Raw genomic sequence first — 20,582 nt, 5'->3', positions numbered from 1 at the left:
GTTTCACCCAGGTTTCCCCCAGCGGCTAACCTCCCTTCCGTGGCTGAGATCCGGATTCCTGCTGACATCAAGCCCGCCGACGGTCGATTCGGCGCGGGCCCCTCCAAGGTGCGGGTGGAGGCGCTGGACGCCCTGGCCGCCACCGGTACGTCCCTCCTCGGCACCTCCCACCGCCAGGCCCCGGTCAAGAACCTGGTCGGCCAGGTGCGCGAGGGCATCACCGAGCTGTTCGGACTCCCCGACGGCTACGAGGTGATCCTCGGCAACGGCGGTTCCACCGCGTTCTGGGACATCGCGACCCACGGCCTGATCGAGAACAGGTCGCAGCACCTCACCTTCGGTGAGTTCAGCTCGAAGTTCGCCAAGGCCGCGAAGCTCGCCCCCTGGCTGGCCGAGCCCACCGTGATCTCCTCCGACCCGGGCACGCACCCCGAGCCCGCGGCCGAGGCCGGAGTCGACGTCTACGCGTTCACGCACAACGAGACGTCCACCGGTGTCGCCGCCCCGGTCAAGCGCGTCCAGGGCGCCGACGAGGGATCCCTCGTGCTGGTGGACGCCACCTCGGGCGCGGGCGGCCTCCCGGTCGACATCGCCGAGACGGACGTCTACTACTTCGCCCCGCAGAAGTCCTTCGCCTCCGACGGCGGACTGTGGATCGGCGTGTTCTCCCCGGCCGCAATCGAGCGCGCCGAGCGGATCCACGCGTCCGGCCGGCACATCCCGGAGTTCTTCAGCCTGCCGACCGCGATCGACAACTCCCGCAAGAACCAGACGTACAACACCCCGGCCCTCTCCACCCTCTTCCTGCTGAACCAGCAGCTGGAGTGGATCAACGGCCAGGGGGGCCTGGACTGGTCGGTGCGCCGCACCGCCACCTCCGCGCGCACGCTGTACGGCTGGGCCGAGGACGTCAAGTACGCGAACCCGTTCGTCGCCGACCCGGCCAAGCGCTCGCAGGTCATCGGCACGATCGACTTCGCGGACGAGATCGACGCCGCCGCGATCGCCAAGGTGCTGCGCGCCAACGGCATCGTCGACACCGAGCCCTACCGCAAGCTGGGCCGCAACCAGCTCCGCGTCGCGATGTTCCCGGCGGTCGACCCGGCCGACGTCGAGGCGCTCACGAAGAGCATCGACTACGTGATCGACAAGCTGTAGTCGCTCTCCTCACGACGACGAAGGGCGCCCGGCGGACACCGGGCGCCCTTCCTCATGCGGCCGCGGCGCTCATCCGGTCGGGAAGGACACACGCGGGCCCACCCCTGCGGCTCGTACGGCCGTGCGGATCACGCCGCCGTACAGCTCACGCTCGACGCTCCCCCGCCCCCGGGCGCGCCCCCGAAGCCGAAGCTCGCCGAAGCGCCCGCCGCGACTGCCCCGTTGTGCGAGGCGTTCACCGCGGTCACGGTGGCACCGCTCTGGGTGTACGAGGCGTTCCACATGCTGGTGACCCGCTGCGCGCCGCTCCAGGTCCAGGCCACCTTCCACGAACCGATCGCCGTGGTACCCGTGTTGGTGACCTTCACCTCGGCGTTGAAGCCACCGCCCCAGTCGCTGCTGACGGTGTAGACGGCGGTGCAGGCGGCCGTACCGCCCCCTCCACCGCCACCGCCCCCTCCACCGCCGGTTCCCGGGAAGCCGGGCGCCTTGACGCTCGCCAGGTACCCGTCCTTCACGGCGTCGACGGTCTGCCAGTCGTCCTTCAGGATCCCGCCGGTGTCACCGGAGTTGGGGTTCCACGACCAGAAGGTCCAGTGGAAGGAGTCGGCGCCGTACGTCGCCGTCGGCCGGAGGTAACCCACCAGCGCCGCCAGCCACTTCTGGTCCACCGTCGACTGGAGGGTGGTGCCGAACTCGCCCACCCACACGGGCGCGATGTTCTGCTTGAAGATGTAGCCCCAGTACTTGTCCCAGATCCCCGGCATGTTCGCCGGGAACGCCGGATCGCTGAACCAGCTCTGCTGGGCGACGCTCGTCGCGTAGTCGTGGGCGGAGTACACGACCCGGTTCGCCACGTTCAGCTGCACCGGGTACTGGCCGACGCCCATCAGGTTGCCGCCCCACCAGCCGGAGACGCCGTTGAAGCTCTGCACGCCCTCGACAAGGACCAGAAGGTCGGGGTTGACGGACAGGACGGCGTTCCCGGCCCGTTGCGCGGCCAGCCGCCAGTCGGTCGCGGTGTCCCCGCAGCCCCAGCAGGCGGGATCGTGGGGCTCGTTGTGCAGGTCGATGCCGACGACCGTGTCCTGGCCCTTGTAACGGGTCGCCATGGCCTTGAGGTTGGTGATCCACGTCGACTCGGGGACGGCAGCCGTGTACCAGAGCGCCGACTGCCCGCCCGAGTCCGGCCGGTGCCGGTCCAGGATGACCTTGAGACCGTCCTGACCGGCGTACGAGACGATCCTGTCCAGGATCTGGAGCGAGTTCAGGCCTTGCAGGTCGGCGTTCTTGCCGCTGCTGAAGTCGATGCTGTCGGGGACGGTCGCGGCCTTGAAGAGGTCGTCGCTGTAGGGGATGCGGATCGTGTTGTAGCCCAGCGACCTCATCTGGTCGATCATGCTCTTGTAGTCACGGGACCAGAGTCCGTGGACGACGTGGTTGCCGGTCTCGAAGCCGAACCAGTTGATCCCGGCGATCCGGACCGGCTGTCCGGCGGCGTCGAGGATCTGGCGGCCGCTGGTGTGCCAGTAACCGGCCCCGGCGTCGGCCGCGACGGCGTCCGTCGCGTGGACCGCGTCCGCCGCGAGGGCCGTCTGCGCACCGGCTCCCAGCGGTAGGAGAAGCGCGGCGGCACCACCGCACAGCATTCTTCGCAAGCTGCGGAACATCTCGCTGCTTCCTCTCGGGAGGCGCGGGGCCCGAAACACATGGGAGCGCTCCCATACGCCGCGCACCCTCCAGGAAACTGACACACCATGACCACGTCAAGAAGTGCGGCACGGCGGCGCCGAGAAAGCCGCCGCCCGCACCCGCGCCTCCCGGCACGAGCCGCGCCTGGTACGACGGGTCGACGGGGGGACGAGGCGGCGGAGAGGACCTGTCCGCGGAGGGGAACGGGTCGGCGGAGGCGCCTCAGCCGCGGCGCCGGAGCCGGCGGAGGCCGAACACGGCGGCGCACAACGCGGCGACGGCCAGCGCGCCGATCTTGACGCTGCCGTTCGCCGAGGATCCCTCACCCTTCCCCGAAGCGCTCGCACTCCCGCTTCCCGACGGGGACTTGGAGCCCGATCCGGCATCCCCGGGGGCGTCCTCCGCCACCACGGAACTCCCCGAACCCTCGCTGCCGTACATGAGCTTGGTGCCGTCGGCGGAGTAGCTGACGGACTCGCCCTGCCGTTGCAGGGGTACGTCGAGCCGCCCCTCGCGTTCGATCCTGCCGCCGTTCCACGCGTAGGAGATGCCGCCGAAGTAGCCCCGGACGGCGAGCTGGGTGCCGTCCGGTGAGAAGGCCGCGTCGGTGGCCCAGAGGTCGACGGCGGCGACGGGCCTGAAGATGTTCGCCCCGGAGGCCGAGAGCTTCGCCGGTCCCTCGTAGAGGTGTCCGCCGTCCTCCTTCTTGTCGATGATGTAGACGCGACCGGTCTTGGGGTGCACGAGGAGCGACTCCGCGTCGCGGGCTCCGTCGGAGTACTTCACGACGTACTGCGTGGCCTTGACGGTCTGGTCGACCAGCTTCTTCGGCTCGGGCAGTCGGTAGATCCACACGTACTGCCAGGTGCCGCCGAGGTTGTCGCCGATGTCGCCGACCCAGATCTGGTTGTCCGGGCCGATGGAGATGGCCTCGACGTCACGGGGCGTGCCGACGCCGGTCAGGGTGAGCCGGGCGACCGTCTTCCCGGTCGCGCTGTCGACGGCGTAGAGGTAGGGGCCGTCGTCGCTGTCGTTGTGGGTCCAGTAGACGCCCGGGTGCTGCCGCGAGGCGGCGAGACCGCTGGACTCGGTGATGCGCGGATCCTCGATGGTGAAGCCCTTGTCGCCGTCGGCCGCGGAGGCCGCGGACGCGGCGGGTGCGGCCGAGGCGTCGGGTGCGGCGGACGCGGCGAGCACGGTGAAGGCACCCGAGAGGAGGACCGTGGTGAACAGGGCTCCGGCCCGGACGGCGAAAGATCGGCGCATGCCCACAAGCCTGCCATCCCGCCCGCCCGTTCGGATTCGTGGCCGGTCTCACAGGCCCCCGACGGGAGTGATCCATTCTCGATCCCCCATCATGAGCGGATGCTCAGGTTCATGCCCGTAGGCGACTCGATGACGATCGGCAGCACGGGCGACCACACCTGGCGCCACCGCATGTGGCAGCACCTGTGCGCCACGTACGGCGGTCCGTTCACCCTGGTCGGCCCACGCGAGACGCTCTACGACAAGGCGGCGGACAGCCCCTCCTCGTACGCCTACGCCGACCCCGACTTCCCCCGCGGCCATCTGGCCGGCTGGGGCGAGGGCTGGCTGCACATGGCCCCGCTGATCCGCGAGGCGGTCCGCAGGTCGCGGGCGGACGTCCTGCTGGTCTCGCTCGGCCTGATCGACCTGGGCTTCTACACGAACGCCGAGCAGACCGCGGAGAACGCGCGCTTCTTCGCCGCCGAGGCCCGCGCGGCGAACCCCCGCGTCGCCATGGTGTGGCTGCCGGTCATCCACAACATCCGCGCGGCGAACGACGAGCCCTTCGCCGCCCAGGTCGCCCGCTTCAACGAACTCCTGGCGAAGACGGCCGCCGACCTCGACGAGCCGGCCTCGCCGATCCTCCTGGCTTCCGTTCCTCCGACCTGGGACATCGACACCGACACCTACGACGGCACCCACCCCAACGCCAACGGTGAGCACCAGCTGGCGTCGGCCTTCGCGGAGGCGATGTACCAGGGGTGGGAGCTGGGCGGGGAGTACACGCGCTGAGGGACGCGCCCTCCCCCCTTCTGGCATATGCGCTCCGCGTCGTGGCCCCGTCACCGTGCGTATCGTTGTACCGCGCGGCGGCACTCGGGCGAGTGCGGCCGGGGAGGAGCGCCACGATGACCGTCACTGAGGACAGGATCACCATGGCCGAGGAGAGCGACGAGCTGTCTCTGGACGTCATGTTCGAGTGGCTCGAGAAGATGCCCGTCCCCGAGGGAACAAAGGTCGAGATCGTCGGGGGAAACATCTTCATGTCACCGCCGCGGCAGCACCACTGGGAGATCATCTCGGCCATTTTCGAACAGCTGCGGGACAAGTACCCGCGCAAGCGGCTCGCCTCCGATGTACGCATCGACTTCCCCGATCACCTGAACGGCTTCGCATGCGACATGGCTGCCATGTCCGACCGCTCCGTGAAGGACAGCAAGGGTCGCTGGCGCTACCAGGACGTCGAGTTCGTGGCCGAGGTCATCTCCAAAGACACAGCAACGAACGACTATGGGCCGAAGAAGCTCGCCTACGCCATGGCGGAGGTTCCGGTGTATCTCATCGCCGACCCCTACAAAGGCCGGTGCTACCTCTACACCCACCCCAAGGAGGGCGACTACGTCACTCGGACGAAGGTCGGCTTCGGCGACGACATCGACCTGACCGGCACCGTGGTCGGCCTCCTCCTCAAGACCGACGAGTTCCCCCGCGACTGACCCGTTGCCCGGTGGATCCCCCTTGCGTGGAGCGCACTCCAAGTCGTTGGCTTGTACTCCATGAAGTACACGCAGCTCGGACGTACCGGACTCAAGGTCAGCCGCCTCGTCCTCGGCACCATGAACTTCGGCCCGCAGACCGACGAGACCGACAGCCACGCGATCATGGACGCGGCACTCGGTGCGGGCATCAACTTCTTCGACACAGCCAATCAGCAATTTTGACGCAGAACTGCATCGTTGCGTGTCACCAGCGCGCATGTGGCACCACGGAGAGCGCCGACCGCCACCCCCAACTCGCCCTGCACGCAGAGCAGGACGCAGCGGTCCACATGCAGATTTGTTACTTCACCATGCGAAAGCTTCGGGGGACGGTCCCGGCCCCGGGAAGATCTCGTCGAGAGCCGCAAGGAGCTCCGCGCCCAGGTCCAGGTCGAGGGCGCGCAGCGCTGAGTCAAGCTGCTCCTGCGTGCGTGGGCCGACGATCGGTCCTGTCACGCCGGGACGGGTGAGCAGCCAGGCCAGGGCGGCCTCGCCTGGTTCGATGCCGTGCTTGTCGAGCAGGTTCTCGTACGCCTGGATCTGCTCGCGCGTGCGGGCGTCCTTGAGGGCGTCGGCGGCCCGTCCGCTCGCCCGGCGCCCTTCCGTGGCCTCCTTCTTGAGGACTCCGCCGAGCAGCCCGCCGTGCAGCGGCGACCACGGGATGACCCCGAGGCCGTAGTCCTGCGCGGCAGGGATGACCTCCATCTCGGCGCGGCGCTCGGCGAGGTTGTAGAGGCACTGCTCGCTGACGAGCCCGACCCGGCCGTGTGTCTTCGCGTTCTCGTTGGCCTGGGCAATCTTGTAGCCGGGGAAGTTCGAGGAACCGGCGTAAAGGATCTTCCCTTGTTGGACCAGGACGTCGATCGCCTGCCAGATCTCCTCGAACGGCGTCGAACGGTCGATGTGATGGAACTGGTAGACGTCGATGTAGTCGGTCTGGAGCCGCTTGAGGGAAGCGTCCACGGCACGGCGGATGTTCACGGCGCTGAGCCGGTCATGGTTAGGCCAGGCCGGTCCGTCGGCGCCCATGTTCCCGTAGACCTTGGTGGCCAGGACCGTCTTGTCACGACGCCCGCCGTCCTTGGCGAACCAGGTACCGACGATCTCCTCGGTGCGCCCCTTGTTCTCACCCCACCCGTACACATTTGCAGTGTCAACGAAATTCAGCCCCGCATCGAGCGCCGCATCCATGATGGTGTGGCTGGTGGCTTCATCCGTCTGAGGCCCGAAGTTCATCGTGCCGAGCACGATGCGACTGACCTTGAGTCCGGTACGTCCCAGCTGCGTGTATTCCATGGTCGCCAAGCGAACCCCTTCGAGTCCACTCCACGCAAGACGTCCGGCGGGCGGCGGGTACGCCTGCCTCAGGCGCCCTCGCCGATGCGCCGGCTTTTTTGACAGTCTCGGAGAGGCGCACCATGTTCACATACATCTCGCTGGCGGCGCGTCGACGCGGAGAGTCCGTCTGGTGCTCGACAGTGATCGAGTACTTGTCGCCGAATACCGTTCAGGAGGGCGGCGGACATCCCAGCGGCGAAGTTCGTCTTCCCGGCCTTGGGCTCGCCGGCGGGCATGGTGATGTTGCTGGTGGACAGGTCGCCAATGAGGAACGCCTGCTCGTACGGGACGTGCCCGATCTCGTGGAGCTTGCGCCCCTTGGTGGTGATGGCTCCCACGGTTTGTCGGGCCCCTTCCTGTGAGGCGCACGAATGCGCCGGTAACCCCCGCCGGACGGCGGGACATGTGCCTCCCTTTCTTCGCGGGGGGGGACCGGCGCCGGACGGCGCGGTCTCTCATCACAGGTGGCGCCCAGGGCGTGATGCCCGGACTCGGTCTCGTGCGGTCGGGAGCGACGGCAACGACCTGCCGGGCATCCTACAAAGGCCGAGAGGACCCCGCGTTCGGGGCCGCCTCGGCTCCTCTCGCCCTTCGGCTTCGTCACTCTTCGCTGCGAATCGCTGCCATGTTGCGTACGCGCTGCTTGAAGTCCATCGGGATCAGAACCTCAACCCGTCCGACGGAGTGCTGCCACATGCCGTCATGGCCGTCCACGGACATGGCCTGCGCGGCCGTCATCCCCCGGATCGGCTCTGCGTGGATGACAGCCTTGGCCCCTGCGGCACGGAGCTCCTTGCCCTTCTCGTGCTGGGTCGACAGCTTGCTCCACCGCTCCCGGTAGGTCTCTCCCGTGGGGATCTCCTCCCAGGTGTCCGGTCGTGTGGGCTGGGCGATGAGTTGCTCGCGTCGCGCGTCCAGCCGCTTGTACGTCTCGCGGTACTCCTGCTTGCCCAGCTCGCTGGAGTAGAGGCCCGCCTCGCGGTCTTCCCGCAGGTCCGCCAAGCCACGGTTCACTTCCTCGATGTCGCGCGTGTAGTCCACCCCCGGACGGAAGACCTTCCGGACGATCTCGACGTCCCCTGCGGCGAGGAGGAACGCCTTCTCCACGGCGTCCTCCAGCGTGTGAGCCGCAATGCCCTTGCTTCCGGTCGGGCACGGCTTGTGGGTGGTCCGCGAGGCGCAGCGGTAGTAGGGCCAGTTACGGCCGGGGCCGAGATACGCGGGTTCCCCACAGGTGCAGAACGCAACCCGGAGCAGGGGTGAGCCGCCCTTGCGGTTTCCGTTGCGCTGACTGGTGTTCTCGTCCAGCTTCTTGTTGGCCAACTCCCACTCCTCCTGCGTGATCAAGGGCTCCGCGCGCTGAAGAGGCTGGCCATCGGCGTCCCGGACGACTCGGGTCCGCTTCACCTTCTTCCCGTCAACCATCACTTCCTCAGTCACTTCCATCTGCCCCAGGACACAGCGGGAGCGCACGACCTTGGACGTGTTCGCGGCGGTCCAGCGGCTCCCCTTCGGGGTCTTGCCGCTCCGGATCATCTGGGCGTCCAGGGACGTCGGGGTCTTGGACGTGTCCTCGTTGAGCCACTGCGCGATGCTGTTCGCCGACTCACCTTCGATGAGACGGCGAACGATCTCGCGAAGCGTCCCGGCCGTGTCCGTTCCGTAGTCGTCCGGCACCAGCTTCCACCCCTCGCCGGTCTCCTGCTTCTCCTCGCGGTACCCATACGGAGTGCGGCCACCGCGCCAGCGTCCCTCCTTCACCAGGTGGTTGTAGGACGACTTGGCCCGCGCCTTGAGGGCTTCTAGCTCCCCCTCCGCGAAGGACGCGATCAGGCTCAGGAGGAGCTTCCCCATCTGCGTGTTCAGGTTGATCCCGTCCTCGACGGTGGCTACCTCCTTGCCGTTCTTCTCGCACCACTCCAGGAGGGTGTGCACGTGCAGCACGCGCCGCGAGAGGCGGTCGATCTTCAGCGCGCAGAGGATGTCGTACTCATCGGCGCGCGACTCCTCCATCGCGATCCTGTGCTCGATCGCGCTGACCTCCTTTCCGATGGTCGAAGGCAGCCACTTGCCGAACTCCGGGCGCTTCCACGGCTCTACCCCGCCAGACACGTCGATGTCCTCGACCCATCCCACGACAACGTGCCCCTCCTGGTCGGCCCATCGCTGGATGGACCGACGCTGACGCTCCGGCGATGTGGTCTCGTCCGACACCCTCGACAGACGGACCACACCCAGAACTCTCGCCATGCCCGTTCTCCCTCTCCCCCGCAGCACGCATCGTGCACAAGGGGGGACGGTATGTGGTTCGGATCATGGCGTCAAAATTGAACTTGGGACACCGCGAATGTGTACGGCTGGGGTGAGAACAAGGGCCGTACCGAGGAGATCATCGGCAGCTGGTTCGCCAAGGGCGGCGGGCGCCGGGACAAGGTCGTCCTCGCCACCAAGGTGTACGGCAACATGGCCGCCGACGGCGACGCCTGGCCCAACCACGACAAGCTCTCCGCGCTGAACATCCGGCGGGCCGTCGACGCCAGCCTCAAGCGGCTCGGCACCGACCACATCGACCTCTACCAGTTCCACCACGTCGACCGCAGCACTCCCTTCGAGGAGATCTGGCAGGCCGTCGACGTGCTCGTGCAACAGGGCAAGATCCTCTACGCCGGATCGTCCAACTTCCCCGGCTACAAGATCGCCCAGGCCAACGAGACAGCCGCCCGCCGTGGCGGCACCATCGGGCTCGTCAGCGAGCAGTGCCTGTACAACCTGGCCGAGCGGCGCGCCGAGATGGAGGTGATCCCGGCCTCGCAGGAGTACGGCCTCGGGGTCATCCCCTGGTCGCCGCTGCACGGCGGGCTGCTGGGCGGGGTCATCAAGAAGCAGGCCGAGGGCGGTCGCCGCGCCTCCGGGCGGGCCGCCGACGCCCTCGCCGACACCAAGACCCGCGCGCAGATCCAGGCTTACGAGGACCTTCTCGAGAAGCACGGGGCCGAACCCGGCGAGGCCGCCCTGGCCTGGCTGCTCACCCGGCCCGGGGTGACCGGCCCGATCGTCGGTCCGCGCACCGCCGAGCAGCTCGACTCGGCTCTGCGGGCGGTCGAAATGGAGCTGGGCGAGGAACTGCTGGCGGGCCTGGACGAGGTCTTCCCCGGCCCGGGCCCGTCCCCGGAGGCCTTCGCCTGGTAGCCCGGGCGCCTGGTGGCCCGGGCGCCTGGTCGATCCGGCACACCACAGCTCGAGTACTCGGCGGCTCGGACGCCGGGTAGCTCGCCCACTCGGTAGACCGGGCGCTCGGTAGACCGGGCGCTCGGTAGACCGGGCACGGATGGGATCGGGGCGCCTGCCGGAACGGGGCGTCCGAGAGGCGGCGGGGAACCGCGCGACCGGCGACGCACGGCTCGCGCACGGCGAAGGACGCGCGGTTCCCCGGCGCTCCCCGCTCACCCCTGGGTCTGCGCCGCGGCCGCGGCCTCGTCGGCGGAGCGGGCTATCTGCCGAGTGCCGCCGTCAGGGCCACCACGACGAACATCAGCACAAGCGCACCGGCCATGATCCGGTTCCGGGTCTTCGGGTCCACGTGTCGAGCCTAACCGGCTCCGCCGAGCGCCCAGCGACCGACCGGCTCGTAACGGGGCTGCTCCCCGGGAGTGCCGGACCTCGGCAGGGTGCTGCGTACCAGCACCAGTTCCTCCACCGCCCAGGTACGGCCCTCGAAGGCGTCCAGCGCCTCGACGCACGGCCCGGTGTCCACGGCGTCACGGCTGCGGGCCAGCGTCAGGTGGGCCCGGTAGCGGCGGTGCTCCCCCATCTCCACGCCCGCCCTGCGACCCGCCGCCTCGGCCCGGTCGGCCAGCAGCCGCAGCGCGGGCACGTCCCCGGCCGCACCGGCCCACAGCACCCGCCCGTGCCCGAACTGGCCCCCGCCACGCACGGCCAGCGGGAAGGGTGCGTGCCGGTGCGCGGCCCGCTCCAGCCGTGCCGAGAGTTCCGGTACGAGGCCGTCGTCGACGTCGCCGTAGAAGGCGAGGGTGAAGTGCCAGCCGGGGCGGGCCGTCCAGCGCAGCCCGTCCGTACCGGACAGTGTGCGCAACCGGGCGGTCACGGCGGCGAGTTCGTCGGCGATGTCGTCCGGGGGCAGCACGGCGGCGAAGAGTCTCATGCCCCCGAGTTTCCCGGTCGGCGGGGCCGCCCGCCCGGCATGATGGGCGTCATGCGGATCACCATCAGAGAAGGCGGACCCGACGACGTCCCCGTGATACTCGCCATGCTCGACAGCAGCGTGGAGTGGCTGGTCGCGCAGGGGCGCCCCGGCCAGTGGGGAACGAACCCCCTGTCCCGGAGCACGAAGACGGTGGAGTCGGTCGCCCGGTACATCGACGAGGGCCGGGCGTTCATCGCCGAGGCCGACGGCGTACCGGCCGCCGCGCTCACCCTCACCGACTCGCCCGGCGCGTATCTGGCCCATCTCCCGCCGCCCGGGGAACCCGAGCGGTACATCCACTGGCTCGCCTCCGACCGCCGCTTCAAGGGCCACGGGGTGGGCAGCGCCCTGCTCGCGCACGCCGCCGAGGAGACCCGGCGGGCGGGCGTCGGGCTGCTGCGGGTGGACTGCTACGCGGGCGACGACCGCAAGCTCGTCGCGTACTACGAGGCCAACGGCTTCACCTCGACCGATGCCTACACCGTCGGCGAACACGCGTGGCCGGGCCAGGTGCTGGCCCGGAGGGTGCGGCCCCCTGCCGCCTCCTCCGGGTGACTCACGCCGTCAGGCCACCGTGGCCAGTTCCCGGTCCGCCCGTGGGACGAGGCGCACGCTCGGGTGACCGTGGTGCCAGCCGACCGAGAGGCGGAGGTTGCCCATGCGGGCCAGGACCAGGCCGACGGTGAGGGCCGCTGCCGCCGAGACGGCGCCGCCCGACGCCAGGCCCGCCCGGACGCCGTAGGCGTCGGTGATCCAGCCGGCGATCGGCGCGCCGATCGGGGCGCCGCCCATGAACACCATCATGTAGAGGGCCATCACCCGGCCCCGCATGGCCGGGTCGGTGCTCATCTGGACGCTGCTGTTGGCGGTGACGTTGACCGTCATGCCGAACATGCCGATCGGGGCCATGAGCAGGGCGAACAGCCACAGGGAGGGTGCCGCGGAGGCCACGATCTCCATCGTGCCGAAGGCCACCGCGCCGGCGACCAGCACCCGCATCCGGGCCGTGCCGCGCCGGGCCGCGAGCAGGGCGCCCGCCAGCGAGCCCACCGCCATCAGGGTGTTGAAGAGGCTGTAGGAGCCCGCGCCCGCGTGGAAGACGTCGTCGGCGAAGGCGGAGAGGTAGACGGGGAAGTTGAAGCCGAAGGTGCTGACGAACCCGACCAGGACGATCGTCCAGATCAGGTCGGGGCGCCCGGCGACGTACTGGAGGCCCTCCCGCAGCTGGCCCTTGCCGCGCGGGGTGCGCTCGACGACGTGCAGTTCGCGCGAGCGCATCAGCAGCAGGCCGGCGAGGGGGGCGACGAAGGACAGGCCGTTGAAGAGGAACGCCCAGCCGGTGCCGACGCCGGTGATCATCACGCCGGCCACGGCGGGGCCGATCAGCCGGGCCGACTGGAAGTTCGCGGAGTTGAGGCTGACCGCGTTCTGGAGCTGGTCGGGGCCGACCATCTCGGAGACGAAGGTCTGGCGGGCCGGGTTGTCCAGGACGGTCGCGAGGCCGACGGCGAAGGCGGCGACGTAGACGTGCCAGACCTGGACGTGGCCGGAGAGGCTGAGGACGGCGAGCGCGATGCCGGTGAGGGCCATCGCGGACTGGGTGAACAGGAGTGTTCGGCGCTTGGGCAGCCGGTCGACGAGGACGCCGCCGTAGAGGCCGAAGAGGAGCATCGGCAGGAACTGGAGGGCCGTCGTGACGCCGACGGCGGTGGCGGAGCCGGTGAGGCTGAGCACCAGCCAGTCCTGGGCGATGCGCTGCATCCAGGTGCCGATGTTGGAGACGACCTGGCCCATGAAGAACAGGCGGTAGTTCCTGACCTTCAGGGAGCTGAACATGGATGACTTGGATGACTTGCCGGTGCCCGGTGCGGGCTTCCCGGCAAGGGTCTCGTGGGTGGTCGGTGCGGGGGCGGAGTGTGCTCCGGGTCCCGAACTCAAAAAGGTCGCCTCCTCTTGGCTGCCTGCGGGTGACGGCTGTCGACAGGTGGCGGCTGTCTACAGGTGTGCGAGTTTCTCCAGTACGGGGGCGGCGGCGCGCAGTTTCGCCCACTCGTCCTCGTCGAGGCCGTCGACCAGCGTGGCCAGGAAGGCGTTGCGCTTGGCGCGGCTCTCCTCGAGCATGGCCTCGGCCTGCTCGGTCTTGGTGACGACCTTCTGGCGCCGGTCCTCGGGGTGCGGCTCCAGCCGGACCAGGCCCTTGGCCTCCAGCAGTGCCACGATGCGGGTCATCGACGGCGGCTGCACATGCTCCTTGCGGGCGAGTTCGCCCGGGGTGGCACTGCCGCACAGGGAGAGGGTGCCGAGCACCGACATCTCGGTCGGGCTGAGCGATTCGTCGACCCGCTGGTGCTTGAGGCGACGGGACAGCCGCATCACGGCCGAGCGCAGGGAGTTCACGGCGGCAGCGTCGTCGCCATGGGTGAGGTCAGGCATCTCTTTAGCGTAACTCATTACTCTCGCTAAACAAGCTGGCACGTCCCGCGATTCCCCGTAACGCCGGCCACGGAAACCTCACCGTCACTCGAACGAGTGATGAGGCAGCGGAAAGTGACCGGATTGCGGTACGTGCCCGCGACCCTCGTCTCATGGGGACCACTGTGCTCAGCCTGCGGATAGACGGGGAGCTGCTCGAACGGCTCCGGCAGCATGCGGCGAAAAGGGGAATGAGCGTCCAGGACTATGTGGTCCAGACGCTCATTCGCGATGACTTCGACGAGCGGTTCCAGACCGCCGTCGAGGAGACGGAGAAGTTCTACGGGCTCACCTGAGCCGCCGCGGGGCGGGCGGGGCTCAGGTGAGGCCGGGGGGCCGGCATCAGGTGAGGCCGAGGGCCGGCATCAGGTAGTAGAAGGTGAAGACGGCGGAGACCACGTACATCGGTACCGGGATCTCCCGGCCGCGCCCGGCCGCCAGGCGCAGCAGCACGAAGGTGATGAAGCCCATGCCGATGCCGTTGGTGATCGAGTAGGTGAACGGCATCATCACCATCGTGATGAAGGCCGGGATCGCGATCGTGTGATCGGCCCAGTCGATCTCCTTGACCGAGCCCGCCAGGATCAGGAAGCCCACCGCGAGCAGGGCGGGGGTGGCGGCCTGGGCCGGGACCATCGTGGCGACGGGCGTGAGGAACAGCGCGAGGGTGAACAGACCGCCGGTGACGAGGTTCGCGAAGCCGGTGCGGGCGCCCTCGCCGACCCCGGCCGTGGACTCCACGAAGGCAGTGGTGGCGGAGGAGGAGCTGGCACCGCCCGCGGCGACCGCGAGGCCGTCGACGAAGAGGACCTTGTTGATGCCGGGCATCTCACCCTTGGCGTCGGTCAGCTTGGCCTCGTCGCTGACGCCCATGATCGTGCCCATCGCGTCGAAGAAGCACGACAGCAGGACCGTGAAGACGAAGAGGATTCCGGTCAGGACGCCGACCTTGCCGAAGCCGCCGAACAGGCTGAACTCGCCGATGAGCCCGAAGTCGGGGGTGGCGACGGGGTTGCCGGGCCACTCGGGGGTGGTGAGACCCCAGGACGGGATCGTCGCGACGGCGTTGATGATCAGCGCGAGGACGGTCATCGCGACGATCGAGATGAGGATCGCGCCGGGCACCTTTCGGGTGATCAGGGCCAGCGTGAGCAGGGCGCCCAGGATGAAGACGAGGACCGGCCAGCCGTTCAGGTGACCGTCGGCGCCGAGCTGGAGCGGGACGGTGGTGTGGGCGGCGTCCGGGATGCGGCTGACGAAGCCGGAGTCCACGAGCCCGATCAGCATGATGAACAGGCCGATACCGATGCTGATCGCCTTGCGCAGGCCGAAGGGCACCGCGTTCATGACGCGCTCGCGCAGACCGGTGGCGACCAGGATCATGACCACGAAGCCGGCGAGTACGACCATGCCCATGGCGTCCGGCCAGGACATCCGGGGCGCGAGCTGGAGCGCGACGACCGAGTTGACCCCGAGGCCGGCGGCGAGCGCGATGGGCACGTTCCCGATCACGCCCATGAGGAGAGTGGTGAAGGCGGCCGTCACACAGGTGGCGGTGACCAGCTGGCCATTGTCGAGCTGATGCCCGTACATGTCCTTCGCGCTGCCGAGGATGATCGGGTTGAGCACGATGATGTACGCCATCGCGAAGAAGGTGGCGAAACCGCCCCGGATCTCGCGGGGCAGCGTGCTGCCCCGTTCGGAGATCTTGAAGTAGCGATCGAGGGCGCCGTAGAGAGGCGTGGCTCCCGGCTGTTCAGGGGCGGGGACCTTGGCGGGGGCCGACGTGGGCATCTTTTGGCGTTTCCTACGAAGAGAAGTGGTCAGGATCAAACCGTTTCAGTATGAACATATAACGTTCGGATCGGCCATCTCCGCGCGTAGACCCGTCCGCCTCGTAAGCTGAGCACCATGAAGAAGTGGATCCCTGAACACGAGGCGCCCGAGCCCCTGGAAGGCCCCGTGGTCGCCACCGTCACCGGCGGCACGATCCTCTGGTTCCTCCTCTTCCTCGTCCAGCTCCCCTTCTACGGCTGGTTCGACGACCACGGCCATCTGTGGTGGGTCTGGACGTGCCTCGCGGGCGCCGGGCTCGGCCTCATCGGCATCTGGTACGTCCGCAAGCGGGACGCGGCGATCCGACGGGACGCGGCGAAGGAGCCGGGCGAGCCGAACGCACCCGTGGGCCCGGTCGCCGGTTAGACCCCGCCGGGACGGTACTACCCAGGCACTACCCCCGGCGTCGCCCCCGTCCTCCCGAGGTCGGATCTTCGGCGTCCTCAGGGGGTGAACCCTCAGATCCGCACGTACCGTCGATCCCATGGCCCACACCGACGCACCCGCCTCCGCGCCGACGGCGACCGGCCTCACCGCCGCCGAGGTCGCGGACCGGGTGGCGCGCGGCCAGGTGAACGACGTTCCCGTCCGCAGCAGCCGGTCCGTCGGCGAAATCGTCCGGGCCAACGTCTTCACCCGCTTCAACGCGATCATCGGCGTCCTGTGGCTGATCATGCTCGTCGTCGCCCCCATCCAGGACGGCCTGTTCGGCTTCGTGATCCTCGCCAACACCGGCATCGGCATCATCCAGGAGTGGCGGGCCAAGCAGACCCTGGACTCCCTCGCGGTCGTCGGCGAGGCCCGGCCCACCGTCCGCCGCGACGGCACGGCCGTCCGGGTCGCCACCTCCGCACTCGTCCTCGACGACCTCATCGAGATCGGCCCCGGCGACAAGGTCGCCGTGGACGGGGTGTGCGTCGAGGCGGACGGACTGGAGATCGACGAGTCGCTGCTCACCGGCGAGGCCGACGCCGTCGTCAAACGGCCCGGCGACCAGGTCATGTCGGGCAGCTTCGTGGTGGCCGGCGGCGGCGCCTTCCAGGCCCGGAAGGTCGGCCGGGAGGCCTATGCCGCCCAGCTCGCCGAGGAGGCCTCCCGCTTCACGCTGGTCCACTCCGAGCTGCGCTCGGGCATCTCCACGATCCTCAAGTACGTGACGTGGATGATGGTCCCGGCCGCGATCGGCCTGGTGATCACCCAGCTGTTCGTCAAGAACAACGACCTCAAGGAGTCCATCGCCCGCACCGTCGGGGGCATCGTCCCGATGGTCCCGGAGGGACTCGTCCTGCTCACCTCGGTCGCCTTCGCGATCGGCGTCATCCGGCTCGGCCGCAAACAGTGCCTGGTGCAGGAACTGCCGGCCATCGAGGGCCTCGCCCGCGTCGACACCGTCTGCCTGGACAAGACCGGCACGCTGACCGAGGGCGGCATGGACGTCACCGGGCTCAGCACACTCGACGGCTACGACGAGTCGTACGTACGCCAGGTGCTCGGGGCCCTCGGGGAGTCCGACCCCAGGCCGAACGCCTCGCTCCGGGCGATCATCGACGCCTACCCGGACGCCGAGGACTGGCGCTGCACGGAGTCGCTGCCCTTTTCCTCCGCCCGCAAGTACAGCGGCGCCAGCTTCAGCGAGGGCGACGGGGAGATCGGCACCTGGCTGCTGGGGGCGCCGGACGTGCTGCTGGAGGACGGTGATCCCGCCCTCGCCGAGACCGAGCGGCTCAACGAGCGGGGCCTGCGCGTGCTGCTGCTGGCCCGCGCCGCCCGCGAACTCGACGACCCCGAACCCGCCCGCGGCGCGAAGCCCGCCGCCCTCGTCGTACTCGACCAGCGGCTGCGGCCGGACGCGGCGGACACCCTGCGCTACTTCGCCGAGCAGGACGTCCGCGCCAAGGTCGTCTCCGGCGACAACGCGGTGTCGGTCGGGGCGGTGGCCGCGAAACTCGGACTGGACGGCCGTACGGTCGACGCGCGCCGGCTGCCCGCCGAGCCGGAGGGCCTGGGCCGGGCGCTGGACCAGGGCACGGTGTTCGGCCGGGTCACCCCGCAGCAGAAGCGGGACATGGTCGGCGCGCTCCAGTCACGCGGGCACACGGTCGCGATGACGGGGGACGGCGTCAACGACGTCCTCGCGCTGAAGGACGCCGACATCGGCGTCGCGATGGGGTCGGGGTCCGAGGCCACCCGGGCGGTCGCGCAGATCGTGCTTCTGAACAACAGCTTCGCCACCCTGCCGTCGGTGGTGGCGGAGGGCCGGCGCGTCATCGGCAACATCACCCGGGTGGCGACCCTCTTCCTGGTGAAGACGGTCTACTCGGTGCTGCTGGCCCTGCTGGTGGTGTGCTGGCAGGTCGAATACCCCTTCCTGCCCAGGCACCTGACGCTGCTGTCCACTCTCACCATCGGCATCCCGGCCTTCTTCCTCGCCCTCGCCCCCAACAGGGAACGGGCCCGGCCGCACTTCGTACGGCGGGTGATGCGGTACTCGGTCCCGGGCGGAGTGGTGGCCGGGGCCGCGACCTTCGTCACCTATCTGATCGCCCGTCACGAGTACACGGGTGCGGGCTCGTTGGAGGCCGAGACCAGTGCGGCGACCCTCACGCTGTTCCTGATCTCGATGTGGGTGCTGGCGATCATCGCCCGGCCGTACACCTGGTGGCGGATACTGCTGGTGGCCTCGATGGGCGGGGCGTTCCTGCTCGTCCTCGTGGTCCCGTGGCTCCAGGACTTCTTCGCGCTGAAGCTGGTCGGGATGTCGATGCCGTGGATCGCGGTGGCGGTGGCGGCGGTGGCGGCGGTCGCCCTGGAGTTCTCCTGGAGGTGGGTCGACCGCCGCTTTCCGGACTAGCCGGACGGGCCGGACTACTTCACGTCGACGAAGTCACCCGACGAGCTGGCCGCGGAAGTCGTCGTGGCGCCGGCGAAGCTGTAGCGGTAGTAGCCGTCCGCGGACGCCTTGACCGTGGTCTTCACGACTCCGGTCGAGCTGGTCTTGACGGTCTTGACCGTGGTGTAGGCGGTGGCGCCCTTCTTCTTGAACTCGAGCTTCACCGGCTGGGCCGCGTAACCGGCGAACTTGCCGGTGTCCCAGTTGGCGCGGGTCAGCTTGCCCGTGATGGTGAGGGTCTTGCCCTTCTTCACCGGCTCGGGCGTGGCGTCGGCCGTGAGCTTCGCCTGGCGCAGCACCTTCACGGTGCCCAGGTTGCTCTGCCACTTGAGGTCGCTCTCGCCCGTGGCGTTGTGCGGGACGGCGAGCGCTCCCACCCGCCAGGTGCCGGCCTGGCTGTTGGCCAGGTCGTCGTAGTCGCTGGAGGGGGTCGGCCGGAACTGGATCTTGGCCGTGCAGTTGAGGACCGTCGTGGAGGCAGCCCTGCACGTGCCCGGCTCGTCACCGGCGATGATCTCGGACGACTCGTTGAGGGCGGTGCCCCGGTAGAGCATCGGACCGCTGTCGAAGGAGCTCGCGTTGAGGCCGGCGGGCTTCGTGACGGTGTACGTGGCGGTGACGGTGACCTTGGCCGTGGGGCCGACCACGACGGCCTTGCCCGCGTTGACCTTCACGTTGGAGAAGGTGACGTTCGGCGCCGCCGTCGGAGCGGCCTGGGCGGCCGGGACGGCGAGGGCGGAGAGAGCGAGGGCGCCGGAGGCGGCGACCACGAGGGCGCGTATGCGCATTGCGTTTCCCCAGATGGAGGAGAGATCTCTGGGTCTGTTGACCCATCAGGTGAGATCCACGGTGGAAGGGGCCAGTTGTGCCCCGGGAGGTAAGAGGTGGGAAAGAGCGGCGAGCGGCCGGCCCGCGGGGCCGGCCGCTCCTGCCGCGGCGTCCTGGCCGGTGCCTACTTCACGTCGACGAAGTCGCCCGCGGCGCTGACCGCCGGGGTGGTCGACGTGCCCGCGAAGCTGTAGCGGTAGTAGCCGTCCACTGAGGCCTTGACCGTGGTCTTCAGGGCGCCGGTGGTGCTGGTGGTGACGGTCTTCACCGTGCTGTAGGTGGTGCTGCCCTTCTTGCGGAACTGTAGCTTCACCGCCTGGGTGGAGTAGCCGGCGTACTTGCCGGTGTCCCAGTTGGCACGGGACAGCTTGCCCGTGACCGTGATGGTCCTGCCCTTCTTCACCGGCTCCGGTGCCGCGTTGACCGTCAGCCTGGAGAAGCGCTGGAGCTTGGTGGCGGCCAGGGCGTCCTGCTCGGTGTAGCCGACCTTGCTGAGGTCGGCGTCGTCGTCGAACGGGTCCTGGCCGTTCCAGTCGACGATGAAGCCGAGCGCCTTCCACGAGGTGGCGTCGGCGTTCTCCAGCTCCTCGCCCGGGTAGATGTCCAGGGTGCTCTTGCAGGTGGCGACCGTGGCGGAGGTGTTGACGCAGGCCGGGTAGTCGTCGCCGACGAGGATGTTGGCCGGGGCGCTGTACCGGCCGCGGTAGACGAGAAGGTCCAGCTCGGTGTCGTCCGCGGTGAGGTCGACGCCCGTGCCGTGCGTGACCGTGAAGGTGACCGGCACCGTGACCTTGTTGCTGACGCCGGCGACGATCGGCTTGCCCTTGTTGATCCTGACGTTGCCGAACTTGGCGTCCAGCGCGTACGGGGTGCCGGTCTCGGTGGGGGCGGCGCCGGTGAAGGTGGTCCTGCCGGAGGTGGCCGCGCGGAGGGCCTTCAGGGTGTCGACGGGGTCGTGCGAGCCGCCGCCGGCGGCCTGCGCGGCCGGCACGGCGAGAGCGGACAGGGCCAGGGCGCCGGTGACGGCGGCCACGGTGGCTCGTATGCGCATTGCGTTCCCCCTGAGGAGAGGGGCCCTCCCGGACGGTGGCCGTTCGCACGGCTCGTCGTGGCATCCGGGGGCCAAAGTGATCGGGGAGTCTTCTGACTCACGTGATCAGATGACTGACGGGGGCGGATGGTTGTACGTCTCGTGAGGAATTCGTGGAAGAAATCTTCACACCGTCACCACCCGTCCGGGGAAAGGCAGTCACCCGCTCCGCAGCCGTCCGCCGGCCCGGACCGCGGGAGGCGCGGCCCGGAGCGGGGGAGGCGGTACCTCGCCCGGCGCGAGGCCGTCGCCCCGCCCCGCGCGAGGCCTTCAGCCCGCCCCGTGTCC

General features: G+C 69.3%; 18 protein-coding genes and 2 pseudogenes. 10 read left to right on the top strand and 10 right to left on the bottom strand.

Features of this window, described 5'->3' with window-relative positions; all coding sequences use genetic code 11:
* Positions 1-39: 39 nt before the first annotated feature.
* Positions 40-1,158, top strand: coding sequence for a phosphoserine transaminase (gene serC, locus OHS71_RS22985; RefSeq protein WP_328481240.1), 1,119 nt, complete (start codon positions 40-42; stop codon positions 1,156-1,158).
* Positions 1,159-1,286: 128 nt separating this feature from the next.
* Here the strand turns inward: serC and OHS71_RS22980 are convergent, their stop codons facing one another.
* Both OHS71_RS22980 and OHS71_RS22975 read right to left on the bottom strand, forming a co-directional pair.
* Positions 1,287-2,828 (bottom strand): cellulase family glycosylhydrolase, encoded by a 1,542-nt coding sequence (locus OHS71_RS22980; RefSeq protein WP_328481239.1) that lies wholly within the window; start codon positions 2,826-2,828, stop codon positions 1,287-1,289.
* 244 nt (positions 2,829-3,072) lie between these two features.
* A complete protein-coding gene (locus tag OHS71_RS22975; protein ID WP_328481238.1) occupies positions 3,073-4,116 on the bottom strand; it encodes a WD40 repeat domain-containing protein in 1,044 nt (347 codons plus the stop codon).
* 99 nt (positions 4,117-4,215) lie between these two features.
* Here OHS71_RS22975 and OHS71_RS22970 point away from each other — a divergent pair, with 99 nt between their 5' ends.
* The 3 genes and pseudogenes from OHS71_RS22970 to OHS71_RS22960 all read left to right on the top strand — a co-directional run.
* Positions 4,216-4,890, top strand: a complete 675-nt coding sequence (locus OHS71_RS22970; protein ID WP_328481237.1) for a GDSL-type esterase/lipase family protein — start codon at positions 4,216-4,218, stop codon at positions 4,888-4,890.
* Positions 4,891-5,006: 116 nt separating this feature from the next.
* Complete coding sequence (locus tag OHS71_RS22965; RefSeq protein WP_328481236.1) at positions 5,007-5,594, top strand: Uma2 family endonuclease; 588 nt, start codon at positions 5,007-5,009, stop codon at positions 5,592-5,594.
* Positions 5,595-5,654: 60 nt separating this feature from the next.
* Positions 5,655-5,807, top strand: a pseudogene (locus OHS71_RS22960) (aldo/keto reductase); the annotation flags it as partial.
* Positions 5,808-5,942: 135 nt separating this feature from the next.
* Here the strand turns inward: OHS71_RS22960 and OHS71_RS22955 are convergent.
* Positions 5,943-6,932, bottom strand: a complete 990-nt coding sequence (locus OHS71_RS22955) for an aldo/keto reductase (RefSeq protein ID WP_328484602.1) — start codon at positions 6,930-6,932, stop codon at positions 5,943-5,945.
* A 122-nt stretch (positions 6,933-7,054) separates the two neighbouring features.
* Here OHS71_RS22955 and OHS71_RS22950 point away from each other — a divergent pair, with 122 nt between their 5' ends.
* Positions 7,055-7,336, top strand: coding sequence for a hypothetical protein (locus OHS71_RS22950; RefSeq protein ID WP_328481235.1), 282 nt, complete (start codon positions 7,055-7,057; stop codon positions 7,334-7,336).
* Positions 7,337-7,574: 238 nt separating this feature from the next.
* Here OHS71_RS22950 and OHS71_RS22945 read toward each other — a convergent pair whose 3' ends face one another.
* Positions 7,575-9,224 carry a recombinase family protein gene (locus tag OHS71_RS22945; protein ID WP_328481234.1) on the bottom strand — a complete coding sequence of 550 codons (1,650 nt, stop codon included), beginning with the start codon at positions 9,222-9,224 and terminating at the stop codon, positions 7,575-7,577.
* Positions 9,225-9,308: 84 nt separating this feature from the next.
* Between OHS71_RS22945 and OHS71_RS22940 the strand changes: the two are divergent.
* A pseudogene (locus OHS71_RS22940) lies at positions 9,309-10,163 on the top strand (aldo/keto reductase); the annotation flags it as partial.
* Between the two features lie 400 nt (positions 10,164-10,563).
* On the opposite strand, the gene thpR reads toward OHS71_RS22940, so the two are convergent.
* Positions 10,564-11,136: an RNA 2',3'-cyclic phosphodiesterase gene (gene thpR, locus OHS71_RS22935; protein ID WP_328481233.1), complete on the bottom strand. Its 573-nt coding sequence runs from the start codon at positions 11,134-11,136 to the stop codon at positions 10,564-10,566.
* A 51-nt stretch (positions 11,137-11,187) separates the two neighbouring features.
* Between thpR and OHS71_RS22930 the strand changes: the two genes are divergently transcribed.
* On the top strand, positions 11,188-11,733 hold the full coding sequence (locus tag OHS71_RS22930) for a GNAT family N-acetyltransferase (protein ID WP_328481232.1): 546 nt from the start codon (positions 11,188-11,190) through the stop codon (positions 11,731-11,733).
* A gap of 9 nt (positions 11,734-11,742) precedes the next feature.
* On the opposite strand, the gene OHS71_RS22925 is transcribed toward OHS71_RS22930, so the two are convergent.
* Together OHS71_RS22925 and OHS71_RS22920 are read right to left on the bottom strand one after the other, a co-directional pair.
* Entirely contained in the window at positions 11,743-13,116 is a 1,374-nt protein-coding gene (locus OHS71_RS22925; protein WP_398149332.1) for an MFS transporter, read from the bottom strand.
* A gap of 57 nt (positions 13,117-13,173) precedes the next feature.
* Positions 13,174-13,611: a MarR family winged helix-turn-helix transcriptional regulator gene (locus OHS71_RS22920; protein ID WP_328481230.1), complete on the bottom strand. Its 438-nt coding sequence runs from the start codon at positions 13,609-13,611 to the stop codon at positions 13,174-13,176.
* A 152-nt stretch (positions 13,612-13,763) separates the two neighbouring features.
* Between OHS71_RS22920 and OHS71_RS22915 the strand changes: the two genes are divergently transcribed.
* Positions 13,764-13,946 (top strand): ribbon-helix-helix protein, CopG family, encoded by a 183-nt coding sequence (locus OHS71_RS22915; protein ID WP_079661526.1) that lies wholly within the window; start codon positions 13,764-13,766, stop codon positions 13,944-13,946.
* Between the two features lie 46 nt (positions 13,947-13,992).
* On the opposite strand, the gene OHS71_RS22910 is transcribed toward OHS71_RS22915, so the two are convergent.
* Positions 13,993-15,444: an NCS2 family permease gene (locus tag OHS71_RS22910; RefSeq protein ID WP_328481229.1), complete on the bottom strand. Its 1,452-nt coding sequence runs from the start codon at positions 15,442-15,444 to the stop codon at positions 13,993-13,995.
* Positions 15,445-15,561: 117 nt separating this feature from the next.
* Between OHS71_RS22910 and OHS71_RS22905 the strand changes: the two genes are divergently transcribed.
* Both OHS71_RS22905 and OHS71_RS22900 read left to right on the top strand, forming a co-directional pair.
* On the top strand, positions 15,562-15,852 hold the full coding sequence (locus OHS71_RS22905) for a DUF2530 domain-containing protein (RefSeq protein WP_328481228.1): 291 nt from the start codon (positions 15,562-15,564) through the stop codon (positions 15,850-15,852).
* 118 nt (positions 15,853-15,970) lie between these two features.
* Positions 15,971-18,337, top strand: coding sequence for an HAD-IC family P-type ATPase (locus OHS71_RS22900; RefSeq protein ID WP_328481227.1), 2,367 nt, complete (start codon positions 15,971-15,973; stop codon positions 18,335-18,337).
* Between the two features lie 14 nt (positions 18,338-18,351).
* Here the strand turns inward: OHS71_RS22900 and OHS71_RS22895 are convergent, their stop codons facing one another.
* Positions 18,352-19,164, bottom strand: a complete 813-nt coding sequence (locus OHS71_RS22895; RefSeq protein WP_328481226.1) for a hypothetical protein — start codon at positions 19,162-19,164, stop codon at positions 18,352-18,354.
* Between the two features lie 164 nt (positions 19,165-19,328).
* Positions 19,329-20,255 carry a hypothetical protein gene (locus tag OHS71_RS22890; RefSeq protein WP_328481225.1) on the bottom strand — a complete coding sequence of 309 codons (927 nt, stop codon included), beginning with the start codon at positions 20,253-20,255 and terminating at the stop codon, positions 19,329-19,331.
* Between the last annotated feature and the right edge of the window lie 327 nt (positions 20,256-20,582).

Origin of the sequence: Streptomyces sp. NBC_00377, from assembly GCF_036075115.1 — a bacterium.
In the GTDB taxonomy this organism is placed as follows: domain Bacteria; phylum Actinomycetota; class Actinomycetes; order Streptomycetales; family Streptomycetaceae; genus Streptomyces.
The sequence above is the reverse complement of the archived record's forward strand: the minus strand, read 5'-3'. Positions and strand labels throughout refer to the sequence as shown.

Bases quoted from the DNA above. Each gene is read 5' to 3' on its own strand.
- OHS71_RS22975 (WP_328481238.1), bottom strand. From the start codon at position 4,116: ATGCGCCGATCTTTCGCCGTCCGGGCCGGAGCCCTGTTCACCACGGTC.
- thpR (WP_328481233.1), bottom strand. From the start codon at position 11,136: ATGAGACTCTTCGCCGCCGTGCTGCCCCCGGACGACATCGCCGACGAA.
- OHS71_RS22950 (WP_328481235.1), top strand. From the start codon at position 7,055: ATGTTCACATACATCTCGCTGGCGGCGCGTCGACGCGGAGAGTCCGTC.
- OHS71_RS22915 (WP_079661526.1), top strand. From the start codon at position 13,764: ATGGGGACCACTGTGCTCAGCCTGCGGATAGACGGGGAGCTGCTCGAA.
- OHS71_RS22920 (WP_328481230.1), bottom strand. From the start codon at position 13,611: ATGCCTGACCTCACCCATGGCGACGACGCTGCCGCCGTGAACTCCCTG.
- OHS71_RS22930 (WP_328481232.1), top strand. From the start codon at position 11,188: ATGCGGATCACCATCAGAGAAGGCGGACCCGACGACGTCCCCGTGATA.
- OHS71_RS22980 (WP_328481239.1), bottom strand. From the start codon at position 2,828: ATGTTCCGCAGCTTGCGAAGAATGCTGTGCGGTGGTGCCGCCGCGCTT.
- OHS71_RS22970 (WP_328481237.1), top strand. From the start codon at position 4,216: ATGCTCAGGTTCATGCCCGTAGGCGACTCGATGACGATCGGCAGCACG.
- OHS71_RS22910 (WP_328481229.1), bottom strand. From the start codon at position 15,444: ATGCCCACGTCGGCCCCCGCCAAGGTCCCCGCCCCTGAACAGCCGGGA.
- OHS71_RS22905 (WP_328481228.1), top strand. From the start codon at position 15,562: ATGAAGAAGTGGATCCCTGAACACGAGGCGCCCGAGCCCCTGGAAGGC.
- OHS71_RS22900 (WP_328481227.1), top strand. From the start codon at position 15,971: ATGGCCCACACCGACGCACCCGCCTCCGCGCCGACGGCGACCGGCCTC.
- OHS71_RS22965 (WP_328481236.1), top strand. From the start codon at position 5,007: ATGACCGTCACTGAGGACAGGATCACCATGGCCGAGGAGAGCGACGAG.
- OHS71_RS22945 (WP_328481234.1), bottom strand. From the start codon at position 9,224: ATGGCGAGAGTTCTGGGTGTGGTCCGTCTGTCGAGGGTGTCGGACGAG.
- OHS71_RS22890 (WP_328481225.1), bottom strand. From the start codon at position 20,255: ATGCGCATACGAGCCACCGTGGCCGCCGTCACCGGCGCCCTGGCCCTG.
- OHS71_RS22955 (WP_328484602.1), bottom strand. From the start codon at position 6,932: ATGGAATACACGCAGCTGGGACGTACCGGACTCAAGGTCAGTCGCATC.
- OHS71_RS22895 (WP_328481226.1), bottom strand. From the start codon at position 19,164: ATGCGCATACGCGCCCTCGTGGTCGCCGCCTCCGGCGCCCTCGCTCTC.